22 protein-coding genes are annotated in these 21,336 nt (G+C 71.3%); 16 read left to right on the top strand and 6 right to left on the bottom strand.

What is annotated here, in order from left to right; genetic code table 11:
* Positions 1-108: 108 nt before the first annotated feature.
* From rplK to FJ657_RS01395, 3 genes are all read left to right on the top strand, one after another.
* Positions 109-540, top strand: a complete 432-nt coding sequence (gene rplK, locus FJ657_RS01405) for a 50S ribosomal protein L11 (protein WP_141161901.1) — start codon at positions 109-111, stop codon at positions 538-540.
* Positions 540-1,229 (top strand): 50S ribosomal protein L1, encoded by a 690-nt coding sequence (gene rplA, locus FJ657_RS01400; protein ID WP_181408885.1) that lies wholly within the window; start codon positions 540-542, stop codon positions 1,227-1,229. Before rplK ends, rplA begins: the two co-directional genes overlap by 1 nt.
* Before the next feature lie 168 nt (positions 1,230-1,397).
* Positions 1,398-1,832, top strand: coding sequence for a DUF6892 domain-containing protein (locus FJ657_RS01395; RefSeq protein ID WP_141161899.1), 435 nt, complete (start codon positions 1,398-1,400; stop codon positions 1,830-1,832).
* Between the two features lie 99 nt (positions 1,833-1,931).
* Here the strand turns inward: FJ657_RS01395 and FJ657_RS01390 are convergent, their stop codons facing one another.
* A complete protein-coding gene (locus FJ657_RS01390) occupies positions 1,932-3,413 on the bottom strand; it encodes an MFS transporter (protein WP_255447072.1) in 1,482 nt (493 codons plus the stop codon).
* An 80-nt stretch (positions 3,414-3,493) separates the two neighbouring features.
* Here FJ657_RS01390 and FJ657_RS01385 point away from each other — a divergent pair, with 80 nt between their 5' ends.
* Positions 3,494-3,808, top strand: a complete 315-nt coding sequence (locus tag FJ657_RS01385) for an ArsR/SmtB family transcription factor (protein WP_141161898.1) — start codon at positions 3,494-3,496, stop codon at positions 3,806-3,808.
* 45 nt (positions 3,809-3,853) lie between these two features.
* Here FJ657_RS01385 and FJ657_RS01380 read toward each other — a convergent pair whose 3' ends face one another.
* A complete protein-coding gene (locus FJ657_RS01380) occupies positions 3,854-5,278 on the bottom strand; it encodes an NAD(P)/FAD-dependent oxidoreductase (RefSeq protein WP_219995838.1) in 1,425 nt (474 codons plus the stop codon).
* Positions 5,279-5,360: 82 nt separating this feature from the next.
* On the opposite strand from FJ657_RS01380, the gene FJ657_RS01375 reads away from it, so the two are divergent.
* Positions 5,361-5,891 (top strand): GNAT family N-acetyltransferase, encoded by a 531-nt coding sequence (locus tag FJ657_RS01375; RefSeq protein ID WP_141161897.1) that lies wholly within the window; start codon positions 5,361-5,363, stop codon positions 5,889-5,891.
* A gap of 100 nt (positions 5,892-5,991) precedes the next feature.
* Here FJ657_RS01375 and FJ657_RS01370 read toward each other — a convergent pair whose 3' ends face one another.
* A complete protein-coding gene (locus FJ657_RS01370) occupies positions 5,992-7,233 on the bottom strand; it encodes an ROK family protein (protein ID WP_141161896.1) in 1,242 nt (413 codons plus the stop codon).
* Positions 7,234-7,433: 200 nt separating this feature from the next.
* Here FJ657_RS01370 and FJ657_RS01365 point away from each other — a divergent pair, with 200 nt between their 5' ends.
* The 9 genes from FJ657_RS01365 to FJ657_RS01325 all read left to right on the top strand — a co-directional run bounded on the left by FJ657_RS01365 (position 7,434) and on the right by FJ657_RS01325 (position 17,708).
* Positions 7,434-8,219, top strand: coding sequence for a sugar phosphate isomerase/epimerase family protein (locus FJ657_RS01365; protein ID WP_141161895.1), 786 nt, complete (start codon positions 7,434-7,436; stop codon positions 8,217-8,219).
* Positions 8,216-9,322, top strand: coding sequence for a Gfo/Idh/MocA family protein (locus FJ657_RS01360; RefSeq protein WP_141161894.1), 1,107 nt, complete (start codon positions 8,216-8,218; stop codon positions 9,320-9,322). The genes FJ657_RS01365 and FJ657_RS01360 overlap by 4 nt, the downstream gene beginning before the upstream one ends.
* A 16-nt stretch (positions 9,323-9,338) precedes the next feature.
* Entirely contained in the window at positions 9,339-10,547 is a 1,209-nt protein-coding gene (locus FJ657_RS01355) for a Gfo/Idh/MocA family protein (protein WP_181408824.1), read from the top strand.
* Positions 10,548-10,709: 162 nt separating this feature from the next.
* A complete protein-coding gene (locus tag FJ657_RS01350) occupies positions 10,710-12,362 on the top strand; it encodes an ABC transporter substrate-binding protein (RefSeq protein ID WP_255447071.1) in 1,653 nt (550 codons plus the stop codon).
* 126 nt (positions 12,363-12,488) lie between these two features.
* A complete protein-coding gene (locus FJ657_RS01345) occupies positions 12,489-13,607 on the top strand; it encodes an ABC transporter ATP-binding protein (protein WP_141161893.1) in 1,119 nt (372 codons plus the stop codon).
* Complete coding sequence (locus FJ657_RS01340; protein WP_141161892.1) at positions 13,604-14,584, top strand: ABC transporter permease; 981 nt, start codon at positions 13,604-13,606, stop codon at positions 14,582-14,584. Before FJ657_RS01345 ends, FJ657_RS01340 begins: the two co-directional genes overlap by 4 nt.
* Positions 14,585-14,587: 3 nt before the next feature.
* Positions 14,588-15,592, top strand: a complete 1,005-nt coding sequence (locus tag FJ657_RS17155; protein WP_141161891.1) for an ABC transporter permease — start codon at positions 14,588-14,590, stop codon at positions 15,590-15,592.
* Positions 15,589-16,698, top strand: coding sequence for an ABC transporter ATP-binding protein (locus FJ657_RS01330; RefSeq protein ID WP_219995837.1), 1,110 nt, complete (start codon positions 15,589-15,591; stop codon positions 16,696-16,698). The genes FJ657_RS17155 and FJ657_RS01330 overlap by 4 nt, the downstream gene beginning before the upstream one ends.
* Entirely contained in the window at positions 16,695-17,708 is a 1,014-nt protein-coding gene (locus tag FJ657_RS01325; protein ID WP_141161890.1) for a sugar phosphate isomerase/epimerase family protein, read from the top strand. Before FJ657_RS01330 ends, FJ657_RS01325 begins: the two co-directional genes overlap by 4 nt.
* Before the next feature lie 101 nt (positions 17,709-17,809).
* On the opposite strand, the gene FJ657_RS01320 is transcribed toward FJ657_RS01325, so the two are convergent.
* The 3 genes from FJ657_RS01320 to FJ657_RS01310 form a co-directional block, all read right to left on the bottom strand.
* Positions 17,810-18,247 (bottom strand): SRPBCC family protein, encoded by a 438-nt coding sequence (locus tag FJ657_RS01320; RefSeq protein WP_141161889.1) that lies wholly within the window; start codon positions 18,245-18,247, stop codon positions 17,810-17,812.
* Between the two features lie 5 nt (positions 18,248-18,252).
* Positions 18,253-18,672: an ArsR/SmtB family transcription factor gene (locus FJ657_RS01315; RefSeq protein ID WP_141161888.1), complete on the bottom strand. Its 420-nt coding sequence runs from the start codon at positions 18,670-18,672 to the stop codon at positions 18,253-18,255.
* A gap of 105 nt (positions 18,673-18,777) precedes the next feature.
* Entirely contained in the window at positions 18,778-19,734 is a 957-nt protein-coding gene (locus FJ657_RS01310; RefSeq protein WP_141161887.1) for an NADP-dependent oxidoreductase, read from the bottom strand.
* Between the two features lie 199 nt (positions 19,735-19,933).
* Here FJ657_RS01310 and FJ657_RS01305 point away from each other — a divergent pair, with 199 nt between their 5' ends.
* Together FJ657_RS01305 and FJ657_RS01300 are read left to right on the top strand one after the other, a co-directional pair.
* Positions 19,934-20,668: a Pr6Pr family membrane protein gene (locus tag FJ657_RS01305; RefSeq protein ID WP_181408823.1), complete on the top strand. Its 735-nt coding sequence runs from the start codon at positions 19,934-19,936 to the stop codon at positions 20,666-20,668.
* The coding region (locus FJ657_RS01300; protein ID WP_181408822.1) for a DUF998 domain-containing protein at positions 20,665-21,336 on the top strand (672 nt) is incomplete at its 3' end. The genes FJ657_RS01305 and FJ657_RS01300, both read left to right, overlap by 4 nt.

The following is a 21,336-nucleotide window of genomic DNA, read 5'->3' as shown; positions in this document are numbered from 1 at the left end:
GTGGTTTGCGTCCGCTTCCGAGCGTGACGCGAGCATCCCCACCGCGTCCGGAACTTCGTCCGGTTCGTGGGAGCGTGCCCGCGGGCACACGAGAGAAAGGGAGCCTTCATGGCACCGAAGAAGAAGGTGACCGGCCTGATCAAGCTCCAGATCAACGCCGGCGCCGCGAACCCCGCCCCGCCGATCGGCCCGGCCCTGGGTCAGCACGGCGTGAACATCATGGAGTTCTGCAAGGCGTACAACGCGGCGACCGAGTCGCAGCGCGGCAACGTCATCCCGGTGGAGATCACCGTCTACGAGGACCGTTCGTTCACGTTCATCCTCAAGACCCCGCCGGCCGCCGAGCTCATCAAGAAGGCCGCCGGCGTGGCCAAGGGCTCGTCCACCCCGCACACCGTCAAGGTCGCCAAGCTCACTCAGGAGCAGGTGCGTCAGATCGCCGAGCAGAAGCAGGCCGACCTGAACGCGAACGACATCGACGCCGCGGCGAAGATCATCGCGGGCACCGCCCGCTCCATGGGAATCACGGTGGAGGCGTAATCATGGCGAAGAGCAAGGCATACCGCGCCGCCGCGGACAAGATCGAGGCCGGCAAGTACTACGGACCGACCGAGGCCGTCGCCATCGCGCGCGAGACCGGTTCGGCCAAGTTCAACTCGACCGTCGAGGTCGCCCTCAAGCTGGGCGTCGACTCGCGCAAGGCCGACCAGATGGTGCGCGGCACCGTCATCCTCCCGCACGGCACCGGCAAGACCGCCCGCGTCATCGTGTTCGCGACGGGTCCGGCCGCTGAGGCCGCGATCGCCGCGGGCGCCGACGAGGTCGGCGGCGCCGAGCTGATCGAGAAGGTGGCCGGCGGCTACACCTCGTTCGACTCGGCCGTCTCCACCCCGGAGCTCATGGGCCAGGTCGGTCGCCTCGGAAAGGTCCTCGGACCCCGCGGCCTCATGCCGAACCCGAAGACCGGCACCGTGACCCCCAACCCGGCCAAGGCCGTCGAGGAGATCAAGGGCGGAAAGATCGAGTTCCGCGTCGACAAGCACAACAACCTCCACTTCGTGATCGGCAAGGCCGGCTTCACGCAGGAGCAGCTCGACGAGAACTTCCGCGCCGCTCTCGACGAGATCCAGCGCCTCAAGCCGAGCTCGTCGAAGGGCCGCTACATCCAGAAGGGCGCCCTGTCGACGACGTTCGGCCCGGGCGTTCCGCTGGACGTCGCCGCGCTCTGATCGAGCCGACGCAGCTGAGCTGACAGAAGGGGCTCGCACCGAGAGGTGCGGGCCCCTTCTGCGTACCCGGCGACCGCATCCGCTGCTCGCAGGGCGGCTCGATCCGCTGCTCGGCGTGCTGTCCGCTCCGCGGTTCCGCCGGACGGGGACCTGCGCCAGAATGCGGGCATGACGGATGCGCTGCCGGGCCTCGCGCCCTTCACCGACGTGAACGTGAAGCTCGCCGTGATCGAGGTGCTGATGTACGAGAAGGGGCTGCTCGGGCCGACCTTCGACGTGTATCGGTTCTGCGCCGAGCAGGTGCCGCCGATCGATCCCGAGGGGTCCGGCTGGGGTGCGGTCCCCGAGGTGCTCGCTCACGTCGCCGCGCTGCCGATCCCGAGCGAGCTGCTCGCCGACATCGACGAGATCTACATGGACGGCGGCAACCGCGTCTACCTGCAGATCGCGCCCGGGTGGGATGGCGAGGACGACCTGTTCGACATCCGCTCGGTGGAGGACTTCGCGCTGCTGCCGAATCTGCGGAAGGTCACGCTGATGGGCGGCACCAGCGCCGACCTCGAGGCGCTGCGGGCCCGGGGGATCGACGCCGATTTCCTCTGAGGCGCGCTTCCAGCGACGTCGCGTGGACGCCGTCGCTCGACGACGAAGGCCCTCCCGGATCGACTCCGGGAGGGCCTTCTCGCGAGCGGGATGCGGTGATCAGGCGGCCGCCGCGGTGTCGGCGGAGGCGCCCGCGGACGGTCGCGGGGCGCGGCCGGAGCGAGCGCGCAGCAGCGCGGCGATTCCGGCGGCCAGCGTGACGACGACCGCGTAGGCGAGCACCGTCGTGTGCAGGCCGAGCGCGCCGCTGAGCAGACCGGCGACGACCGCGGGGATGCCGAACGACAGGTACGCGACGATGAACAGCGACGCGAACAGCTCGGCGCGCTCGTGCAGGGCGGCGAGCGGCACGAGCGAGCCGATCGTGCCCATGAAGGCGGTGCCGAACCCGGATCCGGCGATCGCGACCGCGACGAGGTAGATCGGCAACGACGTCAGCGAGAGGGCGACGATCATCAGCGCGGTGCCGACGGCGAGAGCGGCGGCGCCGTAGACCGCGGGCACCTTCGGGCGGCGGTTGCGCAGGATGAACCCCGCCACCGCGCCCGACGCGGGCAGCAGCGCGACGACGAGCGCGTCGCCGATCTGGCTCTCGACGCCGAGCTCGGCGCGCACGATCGTCGGCCCGAGCGAGAAGAACAGTCCACCGGTCGCCCAGCCGGCCAGCACGACGGGCACGCTGATCACGAAGAGGCGGCGGGCAGATGCGGGCACCGCCGCGCGCGGAGCGAGCGAGCGCTGCCAGCCGGGCTCGCGGCGCGAGCTCTCGGGCGCGACCCAGATGAGGCCGGCGAGCGCGACGTAGACGAGCGTGATCGGCAGGAAGGTCCAGGTGGCAGCCGTGGCGACATCCCCGATGCCCTGCAGCAGCAGCCCGGCGACGACGGTGCCCGAGGCGAGTCCGATTCCGGGGGCGAGCGCGTTCACGAGGGTCGCGCGCTGCGGGTGCTTGCTCGGGGCGAAGTCCTGGATCGTCGCCGACAGCGTGGAGACGAGCACGCCGCTCGCGGCGCCCTGGATCGCGCGGGCCAGGTAGAGCATCCCGCCCGAGCTCGCGTGCCAGAGCACGACGACGCTGATCGCCAGCACGAGGAAGCCGACGGCGATGACCGGGCGGCGGCCGAGGTGGTCGGAGATGGATCCGGCCGTGAGCAGCGTCGCCAGCAGCACGACGGCGTAGACGGCGAAGGCGATCGTGACGCCGAGGGCGCCGATGCCGAGCGACTGCTCGAGGTGCGGGTAGAACGGCGACGGCGCGCTCGCGCCGGCCAGCATGAGCGTGGTCGCGAGGCCGGCGAGCACGAAGCCGAAGGTGCGGCGCGGGCGCTGCGCGGCCGGGGCGGATGCGGCGGGAGCGGACGCAGCGGCGAGCGACCCGGATGCTCCGTTCGGGCGGCCGGCGCGTTCGAGCGACGACTGGGCGCGCGGGATGCCGGCCTCGCGGGCGGCATCGTCGCGCGCGGCGCGCTCGGCGGCGATGCGCCGACCGGCTTCGCGCTCGGCGCGGTCGAGCTCGGACCGCTCGGCCGAGGTGAGGGAGAGCGATCCGGTGTCGGGGGTGGCGTTCAGAGTGGTGGTCACGGGGCGACCCTTCGGTTCCAAGAAAGTCGAACTATCGCACCGTACTCGCATTCGCCGATTGGTTCAACTATTCTCGAACCATGCCGTCGACGACCGAGCTCCCGCATCCGGATCGCGCGGCGCTGGAGATCGGCGCCGTGCTCTTCGCCCTCAGTGATCCCGAGCGCCGCGAGCTCGTGCGCGAGCTGCGCGAAGGCCCGCAGGACGCGGCCAACTGCATCGCGATCGACCCCTCGCTGCCGAAGTCGACCAAGTCGCACCTGATGAAGGTGCTGCGCGAATCGGGCGTCATCCGCAACGAGCCCAACGGCCGCAACCGCCGCCTCACCCTGCGCGACGCCGATCTCGAGGCCCGCTTCCCCGGGCTGCTCGACGCGGTGCTCGGCCCGCGCTGACGCCGCCGGCCCAGACGTCGGCCCGGGGAGCGGATCGGGCGGTGCCTACGGCGCGAGGCCGACGGCGCGCAGCGCGCGCAGCAGCGGACCGTGCGCGCCACCGCGGTGATCGGCGCGGTTCAGAGCCCGCTGTGCCGTCGTCATCGCGGCGAACACGGCCGGCTCCGGCGGGAACGGCGCCGGCTTCTCGCGCACGACGCCGAGGGCGGTGCGCTCGGTGCGCTGACCCGACATGAGGTCGAGCATGACCTCGCCCGCGAAGCGCGCCGTGCCGAGCCCGGTGCCGCTGAAGCCGCCGGCGTAGGCGATGCGCCCCTCGCGGGCCGTTCCGTAGTGGCCGGATCCGCGGGTGTCGCGATCGACGGCGCCGGCCCAGCGGTGGCTGAAGCGCACGCCCTCGAGTTGCGGGAACGTCGTGAGCAGGTGCGCGGCGAGCTCGCGGTGCAGGTCGGGGCGGTCCTCGTGGGCCGCGCGCAGTCGCCCGCCGTAGTGGTACTGCGAGAAGTAGCCGCCGAAGACGACGCGGTCGTCGCCCGAGCGGCGCATCCAGTGCGCGCGTCGGCCGAGACCGCGCAGGGCCTGGCGCTGCTGCCAGCCGAGGGTCTTCATCCGGCGCGGCGACAGCGGCTCGGTCGCGAGCGCGTACTCGTAGACCGGCAGGGTCAGCAGGCGGGTGCGGCGCAGCAGCGAGGGGAACGCGCTCGTCGCCAGCGCGACGGAGTCGGCGCGCACGCGGCCGCCGGCGGTCACGACATCGACGCCGTCGGGGCGGTCGATCAGGGCGCGCACGGGCGAGTTCTCGACGATCTCGACGCCGAGATCCTGGGCCACCCGCGCCAGCTCGACGACGAGCCGGGCCGGATCGAGCGTCGCCGCATCCCGCCGCCGCCAGGTGCCGCCGAGCGCGCCGGGGGAGTCGATCTCGGCCCGCACCTCCTCGGTGTCGAGCAGCACGGTGTCGGGCAGCGAGCCATCCGGACTGCGGTGCCCGCCGCGCAGCTGCGCCAGCTGGTGCGGCTCGGCGGCGACGAGCAGCTCGCCGCTGCGGTGCCAGTCGACGTCGAGGCGGAGCGCTCCCACGTCGAGCTCCATCGCGTCGAGGTTCGCCCGGCCGAGACGCTGCAGCTCGGCCGCATCGTCGGGCCAGCGCTGCGCCGCGTGCGCGCCGGCGATCCGCGAGTCGACGATGCCGCCGCTGCGACCCGAGGCCGCCCATCCCAGCCGCTTGCCCTCGACGAGCAGGATGCGGCGCCCGGGTTCGCGCTGCGCCGCGAGCACGGCGGTCCACAGGCCGGTCAGGCCGCCGCCGACGACGCAGAGGTCGGCGGTGGCGTCGCCGACCAGCTCGGGGCGCGGACGTCGCGCGGGCATCACGTCGAGCCAGAGCGGCGCGAGCCGGGTGTCGGCGAGGGCGGCGTCGAGCACGGCGTCGCTGGGCGGGTAGCGTTCGAAGACCGTCGTGCCGGGCACCGTCCCATCCTGCCGTGGATGTGCTGGGCGCGGGCAGGATGCGCGCGGAGCGTCATCAGCGCGACGTCGCTAGTCTGACCGCGTGCCGCTCGTGATCCGCCGTGCCTCTCCCGCCGACCTCGACGAGGTGCACCGCGTCGCCGTGCTCACCTTCCCGCTGGCCTGCCCGGAGGACGCGCCCGCCGAGGAGATCCAGCGGCACCTCGACACGGTGCTGACGCGCGAGGCCTTCGCCGGCTGGCTCGCGGATGCCGACCACGTCATCCTGCTCGCCGAGTCCGACGGTCGCGCGGTCGGCTACACGATGCTCGTCGCGGGCGATCCGGCGGATGCGGATGTCGCGGCCGCCGTGACGGTGCGCCCCACGATCGAGCTGAGCAAGTGCTACGTGGATCCCGGTCATCACGGCGCCGGCGTCGCGGGCGAGCTCATGACGGCGACGATCGCGGCGGCGCGCGAGCGCGGGGTGTCGAGCGTCTGGCTCGGCGTCAACGACGAGAACGCCCGGGCGAACCGCTTCTACGGCAAGCACGGCTTCGAGATCGCCGGCCGCAAGACCTTCCGTCTCGGCGGCCGCGTCGAGAACGACTTCGTGCGGGCGCTGACCCTCTGACCTGATCCGAGGATGGCCGCGAGCGCGGTGTCCCGTTCTGACGGCGGGGTGTCGACGCCCCGCGCTCGGAACGGCACCCCGCGCTCGCGGGGCGTCGCGCTCAGGCGCGGACGAGCGACTCGACCGCGTCGGGCGAGAGCGCCGCGTCGATCGCGAGCATGCTGGCGCCGTAGACGGCGGCGTGCTCGCGGGTCTGCGAGAGCGTGATCTGCAGCGCGGCGGTGGCCGCGGGGGTGGATCGGCTGTAGACGACCTCGCGCACGCCGGCGAGCAGCTGCTCGCCGATCTGGGCGAGCGATCCGCCGATCACGATCACGGAGGGGTTGATCAGGTTGACGCAGGTCGCGAGCACCTCGCCGAGGTCGCGTCCGGCCTGACGCACGGCGGCGACCGCGCGCACGTCGCCGCTTTCGACGAGCGCGAGCAGATCGCCCGCGCTGCCGACCTCGACGCCCTCCGCGGCGAGCGCGGCGGCGATCGCCGGCCACGCGGCGAGCGCCTCGAGGCAGCCCTCATTGCCGCAGGTGCAGCGCACCCCGGCGCCGCGGGCGACGCGCACGTGGCCGAGATCGCCGGCGGTGCCCTGGGCGCCGCGGCGCAGCTGGCCGTCGGCGACGAGGCCGAGTCCGATGCCGGTCGCGACCTTGACGAAGAGCAGATCGTCGACGTCGGGATGCGCGTGCGTGCGCTCGCCGAGCGCGGCGAGGTTCACGTCGTTGTCGACGAAGACGGGCACGTCGAGGCGCTCGCGCAGCAGGCGCGGCACATCCACGTCGTTCCAGCCGGGCATGATCGGCGGGCTGACCGGGCGGCCGCTGGCGTGGTCGACGGGTCCGGGCACGCCGATGCCGGCGGCGAGCAGGTCGTCGCGGGTGCGGCCGAGCTCGGCGAGCAGCTCTTCGGCGCGATCGGCGACCCAGGCGATCACCGCATCCGGGCCGTCGGCGATGCGGATGTCGGCGCTGTGCTCGGCGAGCGTCACGCCGAGCAGGTCGGTGAGGGCGATGCGGGCGTGGCCGGCGCCGAGGTCGGCCGCGAGCACGACGCGGGCGTCGGGTCGCAGCGCGATGCGGCTGGGCGGGCGCCCGCCGGTGGAGACGCCGTCGTCGCCGGGGCCGACGAGTCCGGTGTCGAGCAGCGCGTCGATGCGCAGGCCGAGAGTCGAGCGGGCGACGCCGAGCTGCTCGGCGAGTTCGGCGCGCGTGCGCGGGGTGCCGTCGCGCAGCACCCGCAGCAGTTCGCCCGCGCCGGAGGCGGGCGTACCCGAGCCCGCAGCGCCCGCCGTCCCGGCGCTGCCGGATGCGGCGCCCGGCCCCGATGCCGGTCGCGTGCTGATGCTCATGCGGCACAGTCAAGCAGATCTGCGAATCGTCGAACAGATGTCTGCCAGCATCCGACGCACTTCTGCTTGACCGTCGACAGAAGTCCGGCTAGCGTCGGGATCAGGTCGACGACGACGTCGAGCACGAGACCCGGAATCCGGGAGCGCCTCAGCCGCGCGTCGACCTCCCCCGCTCGATCGACGATCTGGAGAACCGCCCCGTGGCTCAGCCCCTCTCCGTCCAGCTCTACACGGTGCGCGACGCGCTCGCCGCCGACACCCCCGGCACCCTGCAGCGCCTCGCCGACATCGGCTTCACGCAGGTGGAGCCCTTCGCGATCGTCGACTTCGCGGATGCGCTGGCCGACGCCCTGCCCGCCTCCGGCCTCGGCATCTCGAGCGCCCACAACGGGCTCGTCGGCGACGACGTGGATGCGCACCAGGTGCTCGCCGTCGCGCAGCGCCTCGGGGTGCCCACGGTGATCGACCCTTACGTCGGCCCCGAGAAGTGGCAGACCCGCGAGGACGTGCTCGCGACCGCCGCCAAGCTCAACGCGCTCGTCGGCCCCGCCCACGATCTCGGCCTGCGCATCGGCTACCACAACCACGCGCACGAGCTGCAGAGCCGCATCGACGGCACCACCGCGCTCGAGGTCTTCGCGGATGCGCTGCACGAGGCCGTCGTGCTCGAGGTCGACACCTACTGGGCCGAGATCGGCGGTGTGAACGCGGCCGAGCTGCTCGGCCGCCTCGGCGATCGCGTGCAGTTCCTGCACATCAAGGACGGCCCGCGCGTCGACGACGTGACGACCCAGACCGCCGCCGGACGCGGCGAGATCCCCATCGCCGACATCCTCGCCGCGGCCCCGCACGCGACCCCGGTCGTCGAGCTCGACGACCACGCCGGCGGCGACATGTTCGACGAGGTCATCGAGAGCTTCCGCTACCTCACCGAAGAGCTCGGCCAGACGGCCGGCACGCGCGGCACGGACGGAGCCGCCCAGTGAGCGGCAGCGGCAAGGTCGGCGTCGGCGTCATCGGCGCGGGTGTCATCAGCAAGGAGTACCTGGGCAACCTGACGCGGTTCCCCGACGTGCAGGTGCACGCGGTCGGCGACCTCTTCCCCGAGGCGGCGAAGGCGCGCGCCGAGGAGTTCGGCATCGCCGAGCACGGCTCGCCCGACGTGGTGCTGAACCACCCCGACATCGAGATCGTCGTCAACCTCACGATCCCGGCCGCGCACGTCGAGGTCGCGACGCAGGCCGTGAACAACGGCAAGCACGTCTGGAGCGAGAAGCCGTTCTCGACCGACCGCGCGAGCGGCCAGGAGCTGCTCGCCCTCGCGGCGGCGAAGGGCATCCGACTGGGATGCGCGCCCGACACCTTCCTCGGCGCCGGACTGCAGACCGCCCGGCGCATGCTCGAGCGCGGCGACATCGGCGAGCCCCAGTCGGCGCTCACCCTCATGCAGAGCCCCGGACCGGAGGCCTGGCACCCGAACCCCGCCTTCCTGTTCCAGGAAGGCGCCGGGCCGCTGTTCGACATCGGCCCGTACTACCTGACGGCGCTCGTGCAGTTCTTCGGCTCGATCTCGCGCGTCGGCGCCTTCGGCAGCCGCTCGCGGCTGACCCGCACGATCGGCTCGGGCCCCAAGGCGGGCGAGGAGTTCGACGTGACCGTGCCGACGCACGTGAGCGCGATCGCCGAGTTCGCGAGCGGCCAGACGTCGCAGTCGATCCTGAGCTTCGACTCCTTCTCGGGCCGCCCGCCGCTCGTCGAGATCACGGGCACCGAGGGCGTGCTGAGCGTGCCCGACCCGAACACCTTCGACGGCGAGATCGGCATCCGCGGCCGGAATGACGACGAGTGGCGCACCCTGCCCTCGGTCGGCTCGACCGACAGCCGCGGCACCGGCGTGCTCGAGCTGGCCCGCGCCATCCGCGCCGACCGTCCGCATCGCGCCCCTGGCGAGCAGGCCTTCCACGTCGTCGACGCCATGACGGCGATCACCGAGTCGATCGACCAGAAGCGGTTCGTCGACCTCGAGAGCAGCGTCGCGGCCATCCCGCCGCTGCCCGAGGACTGGGACCCGACCGCCGAGACGCTCTGAGTCGAGGAGCACACGCATGTCGCTGATCCCCCGCAGCTCCGGCCGCCCGCTGCGCGTCGCCCTCATCGGCTACGCCTTCATGGGCCGCGCGCACTCGAACGCCTGGCGGCAGGTGGGCGCCTACTTCGACGTGCCCGCCTTCGAGCGCGCCGTGCTCGTGGGCCGGGATGCCGCGGGGGTCCAGGCGGCGGCCGCCGAGCTCGGCTGGGCCGAGACGGCGACCGACTGGCGCGAGGTCATCGCGCGCCCCGACATCGACGTGGTCGACATCTGCACTCCGGGTCACCTGCACGCCGAGGTCGCGATCGCCGCGCTCGCCGCGGGCAAGCACGTGCTGGTCGAGAAGCCGCTCGCGAACACCCTCGACGAGGCAGAGCGGATGGCCGCGGCCGCCGTCGAGGCGCGCGAGACGAGCGGCGCGATCGCGATGGTCGGCTTCAACTACCGGCGCGTTCCGGCCCTCGCGCTGGCCCGTCAGCTCGTCGCCGCGGGCCGCGTCGGACAGATCCGGCAGATGCGCGCCAGCTACCTGCAGGACTGGCTGGTGGATGCCGACGCCCCGATGACCTGGCGCCTGCGCAAGGAGACCGCCGGCTCGGGCGCGCTCGGCGACCTCGCCTCGCACGCGGTCGACCAGCTGCTCGCGCTCAGCGGCGCCTCCGTCGTCGGCGTCTCGGCGCAGACCGCGACTTTCACGCCCGAGCGGCGCGGCGAGAACGGCCTCGAGCGCGTCACCGTCGATGACGCCGCCTGGGCCACCCTGACCTTCGACACCGGCGCCCGCGCCAGCCTCGAGGTCTCGCGCACCGCCACCGGACGCAAGAACGCGCTGCAGATCGAGATCTACGGCGACCGCGGCGCGATCCGCTTCGACCTCGAGCGCCTCGACGAGCTGCAGTTCCTCGACCTCTCCGACGAGATCACCACCCAGGGCTTCCGCACGATCCTCGTGACCGAGCCCGAGCATCCCTACCTCGACGCCTGGTGGCCGCAGGGCCACATCCTCGGCTGGGAGCACAGCTTCGTGCACGAGGTGCGCGACCTGCTCACCGCGATCGAGAACGCGGATGCGATCACCCCCGACTTCGGCGACGGCCTGGCCGTGCAGCGCGTGCTCGATGCGATCGAGCGCAGCGCCGCACAGGGCGGGGCGATCGTCGTCAGCAACGTCCCCGACGAGGTCGTCGGGGCGGCCGGACGGCAGGGCGCGAACGCCCCCGCCTAGCGGCGCCGACCGCGCACCGGCGACGTCGCCGGCGACGCGGACACCACCACCACCCGCACGACCCCGCACGACCAGATCCACCCCCGCAACATCAGCGACATCGGCTCCACCCGCGCACCTGCACCTCGCGCGGCACCACCACACCGTGCAAGGAGGCACACAGTGAAACGATCGATGCTGGCGAAGCTCGCCGCCGCCGTCACGGCGGCGGCCACCCTCGCCGTCCTGTCCGGATGCTCGGGAGGTGGCGCGTCGAGTGGCGACGTGCTCACCATCGGCATGCCGAACGGCCCGCAGAGCAACAACTCGAACCCCTTCGCGCCGACCTCGTCGGCCGTCGTGCTCGGCTACCGCGGCATGATGTACGAGCCCCTCGCCCAGATCAACCCGACGCTGCCCGACCGCGACCCGGTGCCGTGGCTCGCCAAGTCGTGGAAGTGGTCGGAGGACTACAAGTCGGTCGAGATCACCGCCCGCGACGGCGTCAAGTGGTCCGACGGCGAGAAGTTCAGCGCCGACGACATCGCCTACACCTTCAAGATGCTCGAGAAGTACGACGCCTTCAACGCGAACGCGCTGCCCTTCGACGACATCAGCGTCTCGGGCGACACCGTCAAGCTCAGCTTCGACGTGCCCGAGTTCGTCAACCAGACCAAGGTCATCAACCAGTTCATCGTGCCCGAGCACATCTGGTCGAAGATCAAGGACCCCGAGAAGGACGCCAACCAGAAGCCCGTCGGCACCGGCCCGTACACGCTGAAGGCCTGGACGCAGCAGGCCATCTCCTTCGTGCCGAACAACGACTACTGGGGCGGCAAGCCGAAGGTGCCCGAGGTGCGCTGGACCTCCTACACCGACAACAACGCCATGCTGACGGCGCTGCTCAACGGTCAGGCGCAGTGGAGCTACGTCTTCATCCCCGACATCGAGAAGACCTACGTGTCGAAGTCGGAGACGAACAAGAACTGGCAGCCCACCGGCCTCGGCATCGACGCGCTGTTCTTCAACACCACGAAGGCGCCCTTCGACAACGTGGCCGTGCGCAAGGCGGTCAACATGGTCGTCGATCGCCAGTCGATCAACACCCAGGGCTACTCGGGCTTCAAGGGCCTCGTCGACAACGTGAACGGTCTGCCCTCGCCGGCCGGCGACAGCTTCGCCGCCCCGGAGTACAAGGACAAGAAGGCGACCATCGACGTCGACGGCGCCAAGAAGGTGCTGACCGACGCCGGCTACACCTACTCGGGCGACAAGCTCATGGACCCGAGCGGCAACCCGGTGACCTTCACCCTGGTCGACCCGGCCGGCTGGTCGGACTACCTCGCCTCGCTGCAGATCATCTCCGACAACGTCAAGAAGATCGGCATCGACGCCAAGGTCGAGACCGCGACGGTCGACAACTGGACCGCCGCCGTGCAGAACGGCGACTTCCAGGCGACCCTGCACTGGACGAACACGGGTGCGACCCCGTGGGACATCTACTCGAACATCATGGACGGCACGCAGCTGAAGCCGATCGGTACCACCGCGAACTGGAATTTCGGGCGTTTCGACAGCCCCGAGGCGACGAAGGCGCTCGCGGACTACGCCAACACGACGGATGACGCGGCCCGCACCACGGCCATGAACACGCTGCAGAAGATCTTCGTCGAGCAGGTGCCGGCCATCCCGGTCGCCGCCGGCCCGATGGGTGCGGAGTACTCCACGAAGCACTTCACCGGATGGCCCGACGAGAAGGACCCGTACGCGGTGTCGCAGCCGACCCAGCCCTCGATCTCGCAGGTGCTGATGAAGCTGGAGCCGGTCAAGAAGTAGGTCTGAACCGCCTTCCCTGACCACATGCGGGGCCCGGTTCGAACCACCGGGCCGGGCCCCGCATCCGACTTCCCTGCTCCTTCTCCGGGAGCACTGCCGTCAGCTCCGAATCGCTCAGAGGATGCCATGACAACCCCCACGTCGGGCGACCCGTCTTCCGCCGCACCCGCCGCCGCCGACTCCCCGTCGGCCGCCGCGCGCGTGCCGGTCATCGAGACCGTCGCCCTCACCAAGCACTTCCCCGTCCGCGGCCGCGGCTCGCGCGGCAAGGTCGTCCACGCCGTCGAAGGCGTCGACCTGAGACTGGATGCAGGCAGCGTCGTCGCGCTCGTCGGCGAGTCCGGCTCGGGCAAGTCGACCGTCGCCCGGCTCATCGCCCAGCTGCTGCCGCGCACCTCCGGCGACGTGCTGCTGCAGGGCAGCTCGGTGCGGGTGCGTCTCGGGCGCAGCTTCCGGCGCTACGTGCGCAACGTGCAGATGATCCTGCAGGACCCCTTCGCCTCGCTGAACCCGGTGCACACCGTGGGCTACGTGCTCACCCGCTCGGTCAGCATCCACAACCCCGGCCTGTCGCGCGCCGAGCGCGACCAGAAGGTGCGCGGACTGCTCGAGCAGGTCGAGCTGCGCCCCGCCGAGCGCTACCTCGCCAAGTTCCCGCACGAGCTCTCCGGCGGTCAGCGGCAGCGCGTCGCGATCGCCCGCGCGCTCGGCGCCACCCCGAAGGCGCTGCTCGCCGACGAGCCCGTGTCGATGCTCGACGTGTCGATCCGCATCGGCGTGCTCAACCTGCTGCAGCGGCTGAAGAGCGATCTCGACCTCGCGATCCTCTACATCACCCACGACATCGCCTCGGCCCGCTACTTCGCCGACGAGACCGTCGTCATGTACGCCGGCCAGGTCATCGAGCGCGGCCCCAGCGAAGAGGTCACCCAGCGCCCGCGCCACCCCTACACGCAGCTGCTCATCGCCTCCGCCCCCGACGCCGACCAGCTGGCCGGTCGTGAGGAGCGCCCCGCGAAAGGCGAGCCGCCGAGCCTGATCGACCCGCCGACGGGATGCCGGTTCAACCCGCGCTGCCCCTTCGCGATGGACGTCTGTCGCCAGGAGCGCCCGCCGATGTTCGAGCTCGAGGACGGCCAGAAGGCCGCGTGCTGGCTCTACGACGAGGGCCGCGCCGAGGAGCGCGCCGCCGCGTTCGGCGCCGGCGTCGCCGCCGGCATCACGAATGGGGTAGCGGTCGCATGAAGTTCCTCATCCGCCGCGTGATCTTCTACGTGATCACCGCCTGGGCGGCCGTCACACTGAACTTCTTCATCCCGCGCCTGCTGCCCGGCGACCCGGTGCAGTCGCTCATCAACAAGTACCAGGGCCGACTCTCGACCGACGCGATCCAGTCGCTCTACGTGCTCTTCGGCCTCGACGAGAAGTCGAGCCTCTGGGACGACTACGTGAAGTACTGGACCGGCCTCTTCAAGGGCGACTTCGGCATCTCCTTCACCTACTTCCCCACCCCGGTGAGCGAGGTCATCAGCCAGTCGCTGCCGTGGACGCTGCTGCTCGTCGGCATCTCGACCGTGCTCGGCTTCATCCTCGGCACGCTCGCCGGCGTCGGGCTCGGCTGGCGGCGCGGCACCTGGGCCGACGGCCTGCTGCCGGTCGCGAACTTCTTCTCGGCCATCCCCTACTTCTGGCTCGGCCTCATCGCGATCAGCCTCTTCGCCGTGATCATCCCGATCTTCCCGGCCTCCGGCGGCTACGAGGGCGGGCTCATCCCCGACTTCAGCGCCGACTTCATCGGCTCGGCGATCTATCACGGCATCCTGCCCGCGCTGACGATCGTCATCTCGTCGATCGCCGGCTGGATCCTCAGCATGCGCAACATGATGGTGACCGTCTCGAGCGAGGACTACGTGACCGTCGCGCAGGCGAAGGGCCTCAGCGAGCGCAAGGTCATGTTCGGCTACGCGGCCCGCAATGCGGTGCTGCCGAGCATCTCGGGCTTCGCGCTCAGCCTCGGCTTCATCGTCGGCGGCACGCTCGTGACCGAGATGGTCTTCAGCTACCCGGGCATCGGCTTCACGCTGTTCCAGGCGATCAGCTCGAAGGACTACCCGCTCATGCAGGGCATCTTCCTGATCATCACCCTCAGCGTGCTCGTGGCCAACATGGTCGCCGACTTCGCCTACGCCGTGCTCGACCCGCGCACCCGACAGGAGGGCTGAGGGATGTCCGTTCAGTTGGACCCGGTCGCCGCCGATCCCACCTCGACCGCCACGCTCACCGCCGTCGCCGTGCGGTCGAAGCGCGGGCGCCGCGTGCAGTTCGGCATCCTGCGCAACCGCAAGGCGATGGTCGGCATCGTCGTGCTCGCGATCTTCATCCTGCTCGCGATCATCGGGCCATGGATCGCGCCCTATAACCCCGACACCGTCACGCCCGAGGGACTCCAGCCGCCGTCGCCCGCCCACTGGCTCGGCACGACCGCGACGGGGCAGGACATCCTGTCGCAGCTGCTCGTCGGCACCCGCGGCGTCATGCTCGTCGGCCTGACCGCCGGCATCGTCGCGACGCTGATCTCGGTCATCGTCGGCGTCGTGTCGGGCTTCATCGGCGGCATCGGCGACGAGATCCTCTCGCTCGTCTCGAACGTGTTCCTGGTGATCCCGGCCCTGCCGCTGATCATCATCATCACGGGGCTGCTGCCGGGCGCCGGCGGGCTCACGGTCGCCTTCGTCATCGCGATCACGGGATGGGCGTGGGGCGCGCGCGTCATGCGCGCCCAGACGCTGTCGCTGCGCAAGCGCGACTTCGTCGAGGCGGCGCGCGCGAACGGCGAGCCGCTGTGGCGGATCGTGTTCTTCGAGATCATGCCGAACCTCACCGCGATCATCGCCTCGGGCTTCATCGGCACCGTGATCTTCGCGATCCTCTCCGAGGTCACGCTCGCCTTCATCGGCGTCACGAGCATCAGCGACTGGAACTGGGGCACCGTGCTGTTCTGGGCGCAGAGCTCGCAGGCGCTCGTGCAGGGCGCGTGGTGGTGGTTCGTGCCCGCGGGCCTCTGCATCGCGGCCGTCGGCACCTCGCTCACGCTCATCAACTTCGGCATCGACGAGTTCGTCAACCCGCGACTGCGCTCGACCGCCGCCAATGCCGGGGTGCTGCGCCGCAAGAAGATCCGTGCGCGCATCGGCTTCACGCCGGTCTACCGCGGGAAGGACATCCGATGACCCTGCTGGATGCGGCCGCCGCCGCCACCCCGCCGCGCGAGCGCAAGCCCGTGCTCGAGATCCGCGACCTCAGCGTCGACTACGGCTACGACCAGAACGCGGTGCACGCGCTGCAGGGCGTCGACCTGACGCTGCACGCGGGAGAGGTGCTCGGCCTCGCCGGCGAGAGCGGATGCGGCAAGTCGACGCTCGCCTACGCCGCGACCCGTCTGCTGCCGCCTCCCGGCGTCATCACCGGCGGCTCGGTCACCTTCACCTCGGCCCGCGATGGCCACGGCGGCGACCTGCTGCGCATGAACGACGCCGAACTGCGGGCGCAGCGCTGGCGCGACACGGCGATCGTGTTCCAGGGCGCGATGAACTCGCTCAACCCCGTCTACACGGTCGGCCGTCAGCTGGTCGACGGCATCCTCGCGCACAAGCCCCGCACCCGGGATGCGCGCGAGCAGGCCCGCGCGCGCGCCCTCGAGCTGCTCGAGATGGTCGGCATCCCGAAAGACCGTCTCGGCTCGTACCCGCACCAGCTCTCGGGCGGCATGCGCCAGCGCGTCATGATCGCCATGGCGCTCGCGCTCGAGCCCGAGATCGTCATCATGGACGAGCCGACGACCGCTCTCGACGTCGTCATGCAGCGCCAGATCGTCGAGCAGATCATGCAGCTCAAAGACGAGCTCGGCTTCAGCGTGATCTTCATCACGCACGACGTCTCGCTGCTGCTCGAGCTCGCCGACCGCATCGCGATCATGTACGCCGGCCGCATCGTCGAAGACGCCTCGAGCGAGGAGGTGTACAAGATGCCGCGGCACCCCTACACCGCCGGACTGCTGCACTCCTTCCCGCCGCTGCGCGGACCCAAGCGCGACCTCGCCGGCATCCCCGGCTCGCCGCCGGATCTGGTGAACCTGCCCACAGGATGCAAGTTCCACCCGCGCTGTCCCTACGCTTTCGACGAGTGCAAGCTCACCGACCCGGCCCTCGGCCCGACGCGCTTCGGCGCCGCGGAGCCCGAGCGCCAGGTCGCCTGTCTGCTCAATGACGAGCGGGTGGCCCCCGGCCCCATCCCCCTCGAGCTGGGCGTGCGCCCGGAAGGAGACCGCATCGCATGACGACGCATCCCGTGACCCTGTTCACCGGCCAGTGGGCCGACCTGACCCTCGACGAGGTCGCGGGTCACGCCGCCTCGTGGGGCTATGACGGGCTCGAGATCGCCTGCTCGGCCGAGCACCTGGACGTGTGGCGGGCCGACGAGGATCCGAGCTACCTGGATGGGCGTCGCGCGGTGCTCGAGAAGCACGGCCTGAAGACGTGGGCGCTGTCGAACCACCTCACCGGGCAGGCCGTGTGCGATGACCCGATCGACTTCCGTCACAAGGCGCTGCTGCGCTCGAAGGTGTGGGGCGACGGCGAGGCCGAGGGCGTGCGTCAGCGCGCCGCCGAGGAGCTGAAGCTGACCGCGAAGGCGGCGCGCAAGCTCGGCGTGGATGTCATCACCGGCTTCACCGGCTCGTCGATCTGGCAGTACGTGGCGATGTTCCCGCCGGTCGGGCAGGACGTCATCGACGCCGGCTACGAGGACTTCGCCGACCGCTGGAACCCGATCCTCGACGTCTTCGACGGCGAGGGCGTGCGCTACGCCCACGAGGTGCACCCGTCGGAGATCGCCTACGACCACTGGACCTGCCAGCGGGCCCTCGAGGCGGTCGACCACCGGTCGGCGTTCGGCTTCAACTGGGACCCCTCGCACATGATGTGGCAGGGCATCGACACGGTCGACTTCATCGTCGACTTCGCCGACCGCATCTACCACGTCGACTGCAAGGACACGCGGATGCGCGACGGCTCCGGCCGCGCCGGCATCCTCGGCTCGCACCTCGCCTGGGGCGACCCGCGCCGCGGCTGGGACTTCGTCTCGACCGGGCACGGCGACGTGCCGTGGGAGGACGCCTTTCGCACCCTGCGCCGCGTCGGCTACGCGGGACCGATCTCGGTCGAGTGGGAGGACGCCGGGATGGACCGCCTCGTCGGCGCCGAGGAGGCGCAGCGCTTCGTGCGCGGGCTGCTGTGGGACCTGCCCACGGCATCCTTCGACGCCGCGTTCTCGCACAACGCCGACTGACGATCGGGTCGAAGAAGGGGCGCCGCGCGATCCCGGCATCACGGCACGAGATCGGGCGGCGAGACCAGGATCGCGCGGCGATCCTGCGTGGGCAGGGGAGGTCAGGCCGCGGCCATGCGCCCCAGCTCGGCCTCGAGCGTGTCGAAGAAGTGGCCGTAGCCCTGCAGCAGCGCCTCCTCGGCGCCCTCGGGGATCGGCGACTGCGTCATCGTCACCTCGGTCGCGCCGTCGACCTCGGCGAAGTCGACGATGAGGTGCGAGCGCTCGGGGCTGTCGGGCTGGTCGGTGATCGTCAGACGCAGGTGCTTCGGCGCGTCCACCTCGATGAACTCGCCGACCCAGTGGATGCGGGTGCCGTCGGGCAGCACCATGTCGGCCTTCCAGCTGCGACCGAGCTCGGCGACGTAGTCGAGCGTCTCGGCCGGCACGTCGACCTGGTCGCCGCCGAACCAGGCGGCGAAGTGCTCCGGCTGGGTCCAGGCGTCCCAGACGAGCTGCGGGGCGAAGGGGAAGGTGCGGGTGATGGTGAGGTCGGCCATGGGTCCTATCCGTTCGTGTCGGTGTTCTGGGTGTTCTGGGTGGTCTGCGTTTTCCGGGTGGTCGGGATGCTCGGGGCGGCCTCGCCGGCGCCCGCGGTCGCGCTCGCGGCGAGCCCGGCGAGGTAGTCGCCGAGCGCGTCGAAGCTGTCGGCCCAGAAGCGCTCGTAGTCGCCGACCCAGCGGGCGGCGTCGCGCAGCGGGCGGGCATCCAGCGCGGCGGGGCGGTACTGCGCCTCCCGGCCGCGGGTCACGAGACCGGCCTGCTCGAGCACACGGAGGTGCTTCGAGACGGCCGCGAAGCTCATCTCGTAGGGCTCGGCGAGCTCGCCGACCGTGGCCGGTCCGCGCGAGAGGCGGGCGAGGATGTCGCGGCGGGTCGGATCGGCGAGGGCCGCGAAGGTGCGGCTGAGCTGGTCATCGGCCATCCGATCCTCGCCCCTCTGTCGATCAACCAATCGGTTCAGAACCGATGAGTTGAATATAGGTCCGTACGGTGACGCGCGTCAAGGCCTCCCGCGGAATGCGGGCGCTCAGCCGTCGCAGACGCGCAGCACGAGCTTGCCGCGCGTGTGCCCGCGCTCGATCACGCGGTGGGCCTCGGCGGCGTCGGGCAGGTCGTAGACCGCATCCACGAACACCTTCAGATCGCGCGACTCGATCAGCCGCGTCACGATCGCGAGCGTCGCGCCGTCGGGGGCGACGCGGTATCCCGTCGCGCGCACGCCGGCCGCCTGGGCCTCCTCGCGCATCGTCGGCCACGATCCCGTCGGGCCGTTCACGATGATCCCGCCCGGCCGCAGCACCCGCAACGACCGCGACGCCGTGTCGTCGTGCACGTTGCCGACCAGATCGATGACCGCATCCACCTCGCCCACGACATCCTCGAAGCGCTGCGTGCTGTGGTCGACGACCTCCGCCGCGCCCAGGTCGCTCAGCCAGCGGAGGTTGCGGGTCGAGCCGGTCGCGATCACGTGCGCGCCGAAATACGAGGCCAGCTGCACCGCGAGGTGGCCCACTCCTCCGGCGGCGCCGTGGATGAGCATCCGCTGGCCCTCGTGCGCCCGCGCCGTGTCGACGACCATGCCCCACGCGGTCAGCGCGGCGAGCGGCACTGCGGCCGCCTCCACGTGCGAGAGCGTCGGCGGCTTGCGCACGACGCTCAGCTCGGTGACCGTGAGGTAGTCGGCGTAGGCGCCGCTGAGCCGCGGCACCATCCCCATGCCGTAGACCTCGGTGCCCGGCTGCAGCGCGTGGGCCTCGTAGGGCGACTCGACGACGATGCCGCTGAAGTCGTTGCCGAGCACGGCGGGGAAGCTCGAGATCGCGCCGAACGCCCCGCGCCCGGCGCGCGTCTTCGCGTCGATCGGGTTCACCCCGGCGGCGACGACCTTGATCAGCAGCTCGGCGTTCGTGCGCACCGGCATCGGGATCTTCTCGAGCCGCAGCACGTCCGGATCTCCCGCGGTGGCGAACGTCATGGCGCGCATCCTGCTCACTCGGCCTCCCTGCCTCGCGCGGTCGCGACGGGAGCGCCGCCGACCGTGACCTCAGTGAACCGGACCGATGTTCCGCCGGTGTTTCGGCGATGTACCGGGGTGGAAAACCCTGTCCGCCCCGCCGCGGCATGCCCTAACCTCCTGAACAGGCCCGTCACGCTCGGGCCGCACTCGACCCTGAGGAGCCGGCATGCGGGCGCTGTTCATCGTGGTGCGGATCGCGGGAGCCGCGGCGATCATCGCCGCCATCGTCGCGCAGCTGATGCTGAGCCTGCAGGTCTGGGCCGAGGTGCCGGTGAAGGATGTGCCGAATCAGACGGCGCACTTCTTCAGCTTCTTCACGATCGACTCGAACCTGCTCAGCGTCGTGTCGTTCCTGGTCGGCGCGGTCTTCCTCGTCCTGAAGCGCGACGACGCGGCCGCGTGGGGCGTCTTCCGGGGCAGCGTCACCGCCTACATGGCGACGACGGGCATCGTCTACAACCTGCTGCTGCGCGGCATCGAGCTGCCGCAGGGCAGCACCGTGCCGTGGTCGAACGAGGTGCTGCACGTCGTCGCGCCGGTGCTCGTCATCCTCGACTGGTTCTTCGCGCCCGGCCGGCGTCCGCTCAAGTGGACCACCATCTGGGTCGTGATCGCCTTCCCGCTGGTCTGGACGGTGTACACGATGATCCGCGGACCCCTCGTCGTCGACGGGGTGACGGGCCGCGACTACTGGTACCCGTACCCGTTCCTCAACCCGAACACGGCGCCGGAGGGGTACTTCACGGTGTTCCTCTACATGGTGCTGATCGCCGCGATCATCGGCCTCGTCGGCGCCGGCGCGATCTGGGTGTCGCGCAAGGGCGGTCGCTGGCCGCTGCCCGCGGCGGCACCGACTGTGCCGTCACCGGCGGCCGAGGGGGATGCGCGGACGACGCCGTGACCGACGGCTCCGCGGCCCGCGGAGTCGCTCGCCGCGGCATCACGCGCCGGATCATCGCGGCGGCCGGCGCGCTGCTCGCTCTCGCCGCTCTCGCCGTCATATGGACCGCGCGGCTGAGCCTGCCGCACGACCTCTACGTCAGCGAGCTCGGCGCCGACGGGATGCCGACCGCGGCCGCGTTCCGCGTCGCACTGCTGCTGCTGGTCGCCGGGGGAGCGCTCGTGGCGATCGCCTGCCGCGGCATCCGCAGTCGGGCGCGCCTGCTGCGGCGCTGGACGCCGACCGTCTCGCTGCTCGTGTCGTGCGCCTTCTTCCTGCTGGCATCCCAGGTGCCGTGCACGGCCGGCTGCCCGGTGCCGGCACCCGGCTCGCCGCTGTTCACCTGGCAGGACTTCACGCACACCTCCGCCGCGGTGATCGCCTTCGGCGCCGCGGCGGTCGCGATGCTGCAGTGCGGATTCGCGCTCGGGCATCCCGTTCTGGCGGTGCTGTCGCGGGTGTCGGCGATCGCCGTCGCGGGAATCGCCGCGGTCGGCGGGCTCATGTCGGTGCTGAGCTTCTACTCGTGGATGGGCAGCCGCTTCGAGTTCACGGCGACGACGATCGGACTGGGCTGGGTCGCCGTGCTCGGGCTGTCGGTCGCGCTGGAGCGACGGAGGTCCCAGGAA

Origin of the sequence: Schumannella soli (assembly GCF_006517435.1) — a bacterium.
GTDB classification, from domain to species: domain Bacteria; phylum Actinomycetota; class Actinomycetes; order Actinomycetales; family Microbacteriaceae; genus Schumannella; species Schumannella soli.
This window is presented reverse-complemented; position numbering and strand designations above follow the sequence as displayed.

Bases quoted from the DNA above. Each gene is read 5' to 3' on its own strand.
- FJ657_RS01340 (WP_141161892.1), top strand. From the start codon at position 13,604: ATGAAGTTCCTCATCCGCCGCGTGATCTTCTACGTGATCACCGCCTGG.
- FJ657_RS01330 (WP_219995837.1), top strand. From the start codon at position 15,589: ATGACCCTGCTGGATGCGGCCGCCGCCGCCACCCCGCCGCGCGAGCGC.
- FJ657_RS01385 (WP_141161898.1), top strand. From the start codon at position 3,494: ATGCCGTCGACGACCGAGCTCCCGCATCCGGATCGCGCGGCGCTGGAG.
- FJ657_RS01355 (WP_181408824.1), top strand. From the start codon at position 9,339: ATGTCGCTGATCCCCCGCAGCTCCGGCCGCCCGCTGCGCGTCGCCCTC.
- FJ657_RS01325 (WP_141161890.1), top strand. From the start codon at position 16,695: ATGACGACGCATCCCGTGACCCTGTTCACCGGCCAGTGGGCCGACCTG.
- FJ657_RS01345 (WP_141161893.1), top strand. From the start codon at position 12,489: ATGACAACCCCCACGTCGGGCGACCCGTCTTCCGCCGCACCCGCCGCC.
- FJ657_RS01320 (WP_141161889.1), bottom strand. From the start codon at position 18,247: ATGGCCGACCTCACCATCACCCGCACCTTCCCCTTCGCCCCGCAGCTC.
- FJ657_RS01310 (WP_141161887.1), bottom strand. From the start codon at position 19,734: ATGCGCGCCATGACGTTCGCCACCGCGGGAGATCCGGACGTGCTGCGG.
- FJ657_RS01370 (WP_141161896.1), bottom strand. From the start codon at position 7,233: ATGAGCATCAGCACGCGACCGGCATCGGGGCCGGGCGCCGCATCCGGC.
- FJ657_RS17155 (WP_141161891.1), top strand. From the start codon at position 14,588: ATGTCCGTTCAGTTGGACCCGGTCGCCGCCGATCCCACCTCGACCGCC.
- rplK (WP_141161901.1), top strand. From the start codon at position 109: ATGGCACCGAAGAAGAAGGTGACCGGCCTGATCAAGCTCCAGATCAAC.
- FJ657_RS01395 (WP_141161899.1), top strand. From the start codon at position 1,398: ATGACGGATGCGCTGCCGGGCCTCGCGCCCTTCACCGACGTGAACGTG.
- FJ657_RS01315 (WP_141161888.1), bottom strand. From the start codon at position 18,672: ATGGCCGATGACCAGCTCAGCCGCACCTTCGCGGCCCTCGCCGATCCG.
- FJ657_RS01305 (WP_181408823.1), top strand. From the start codon at position 19,934: ATGCGGGCGCTGTTCATCGTGGTGCGGATCGCGGGAGCCGCGGCGATC.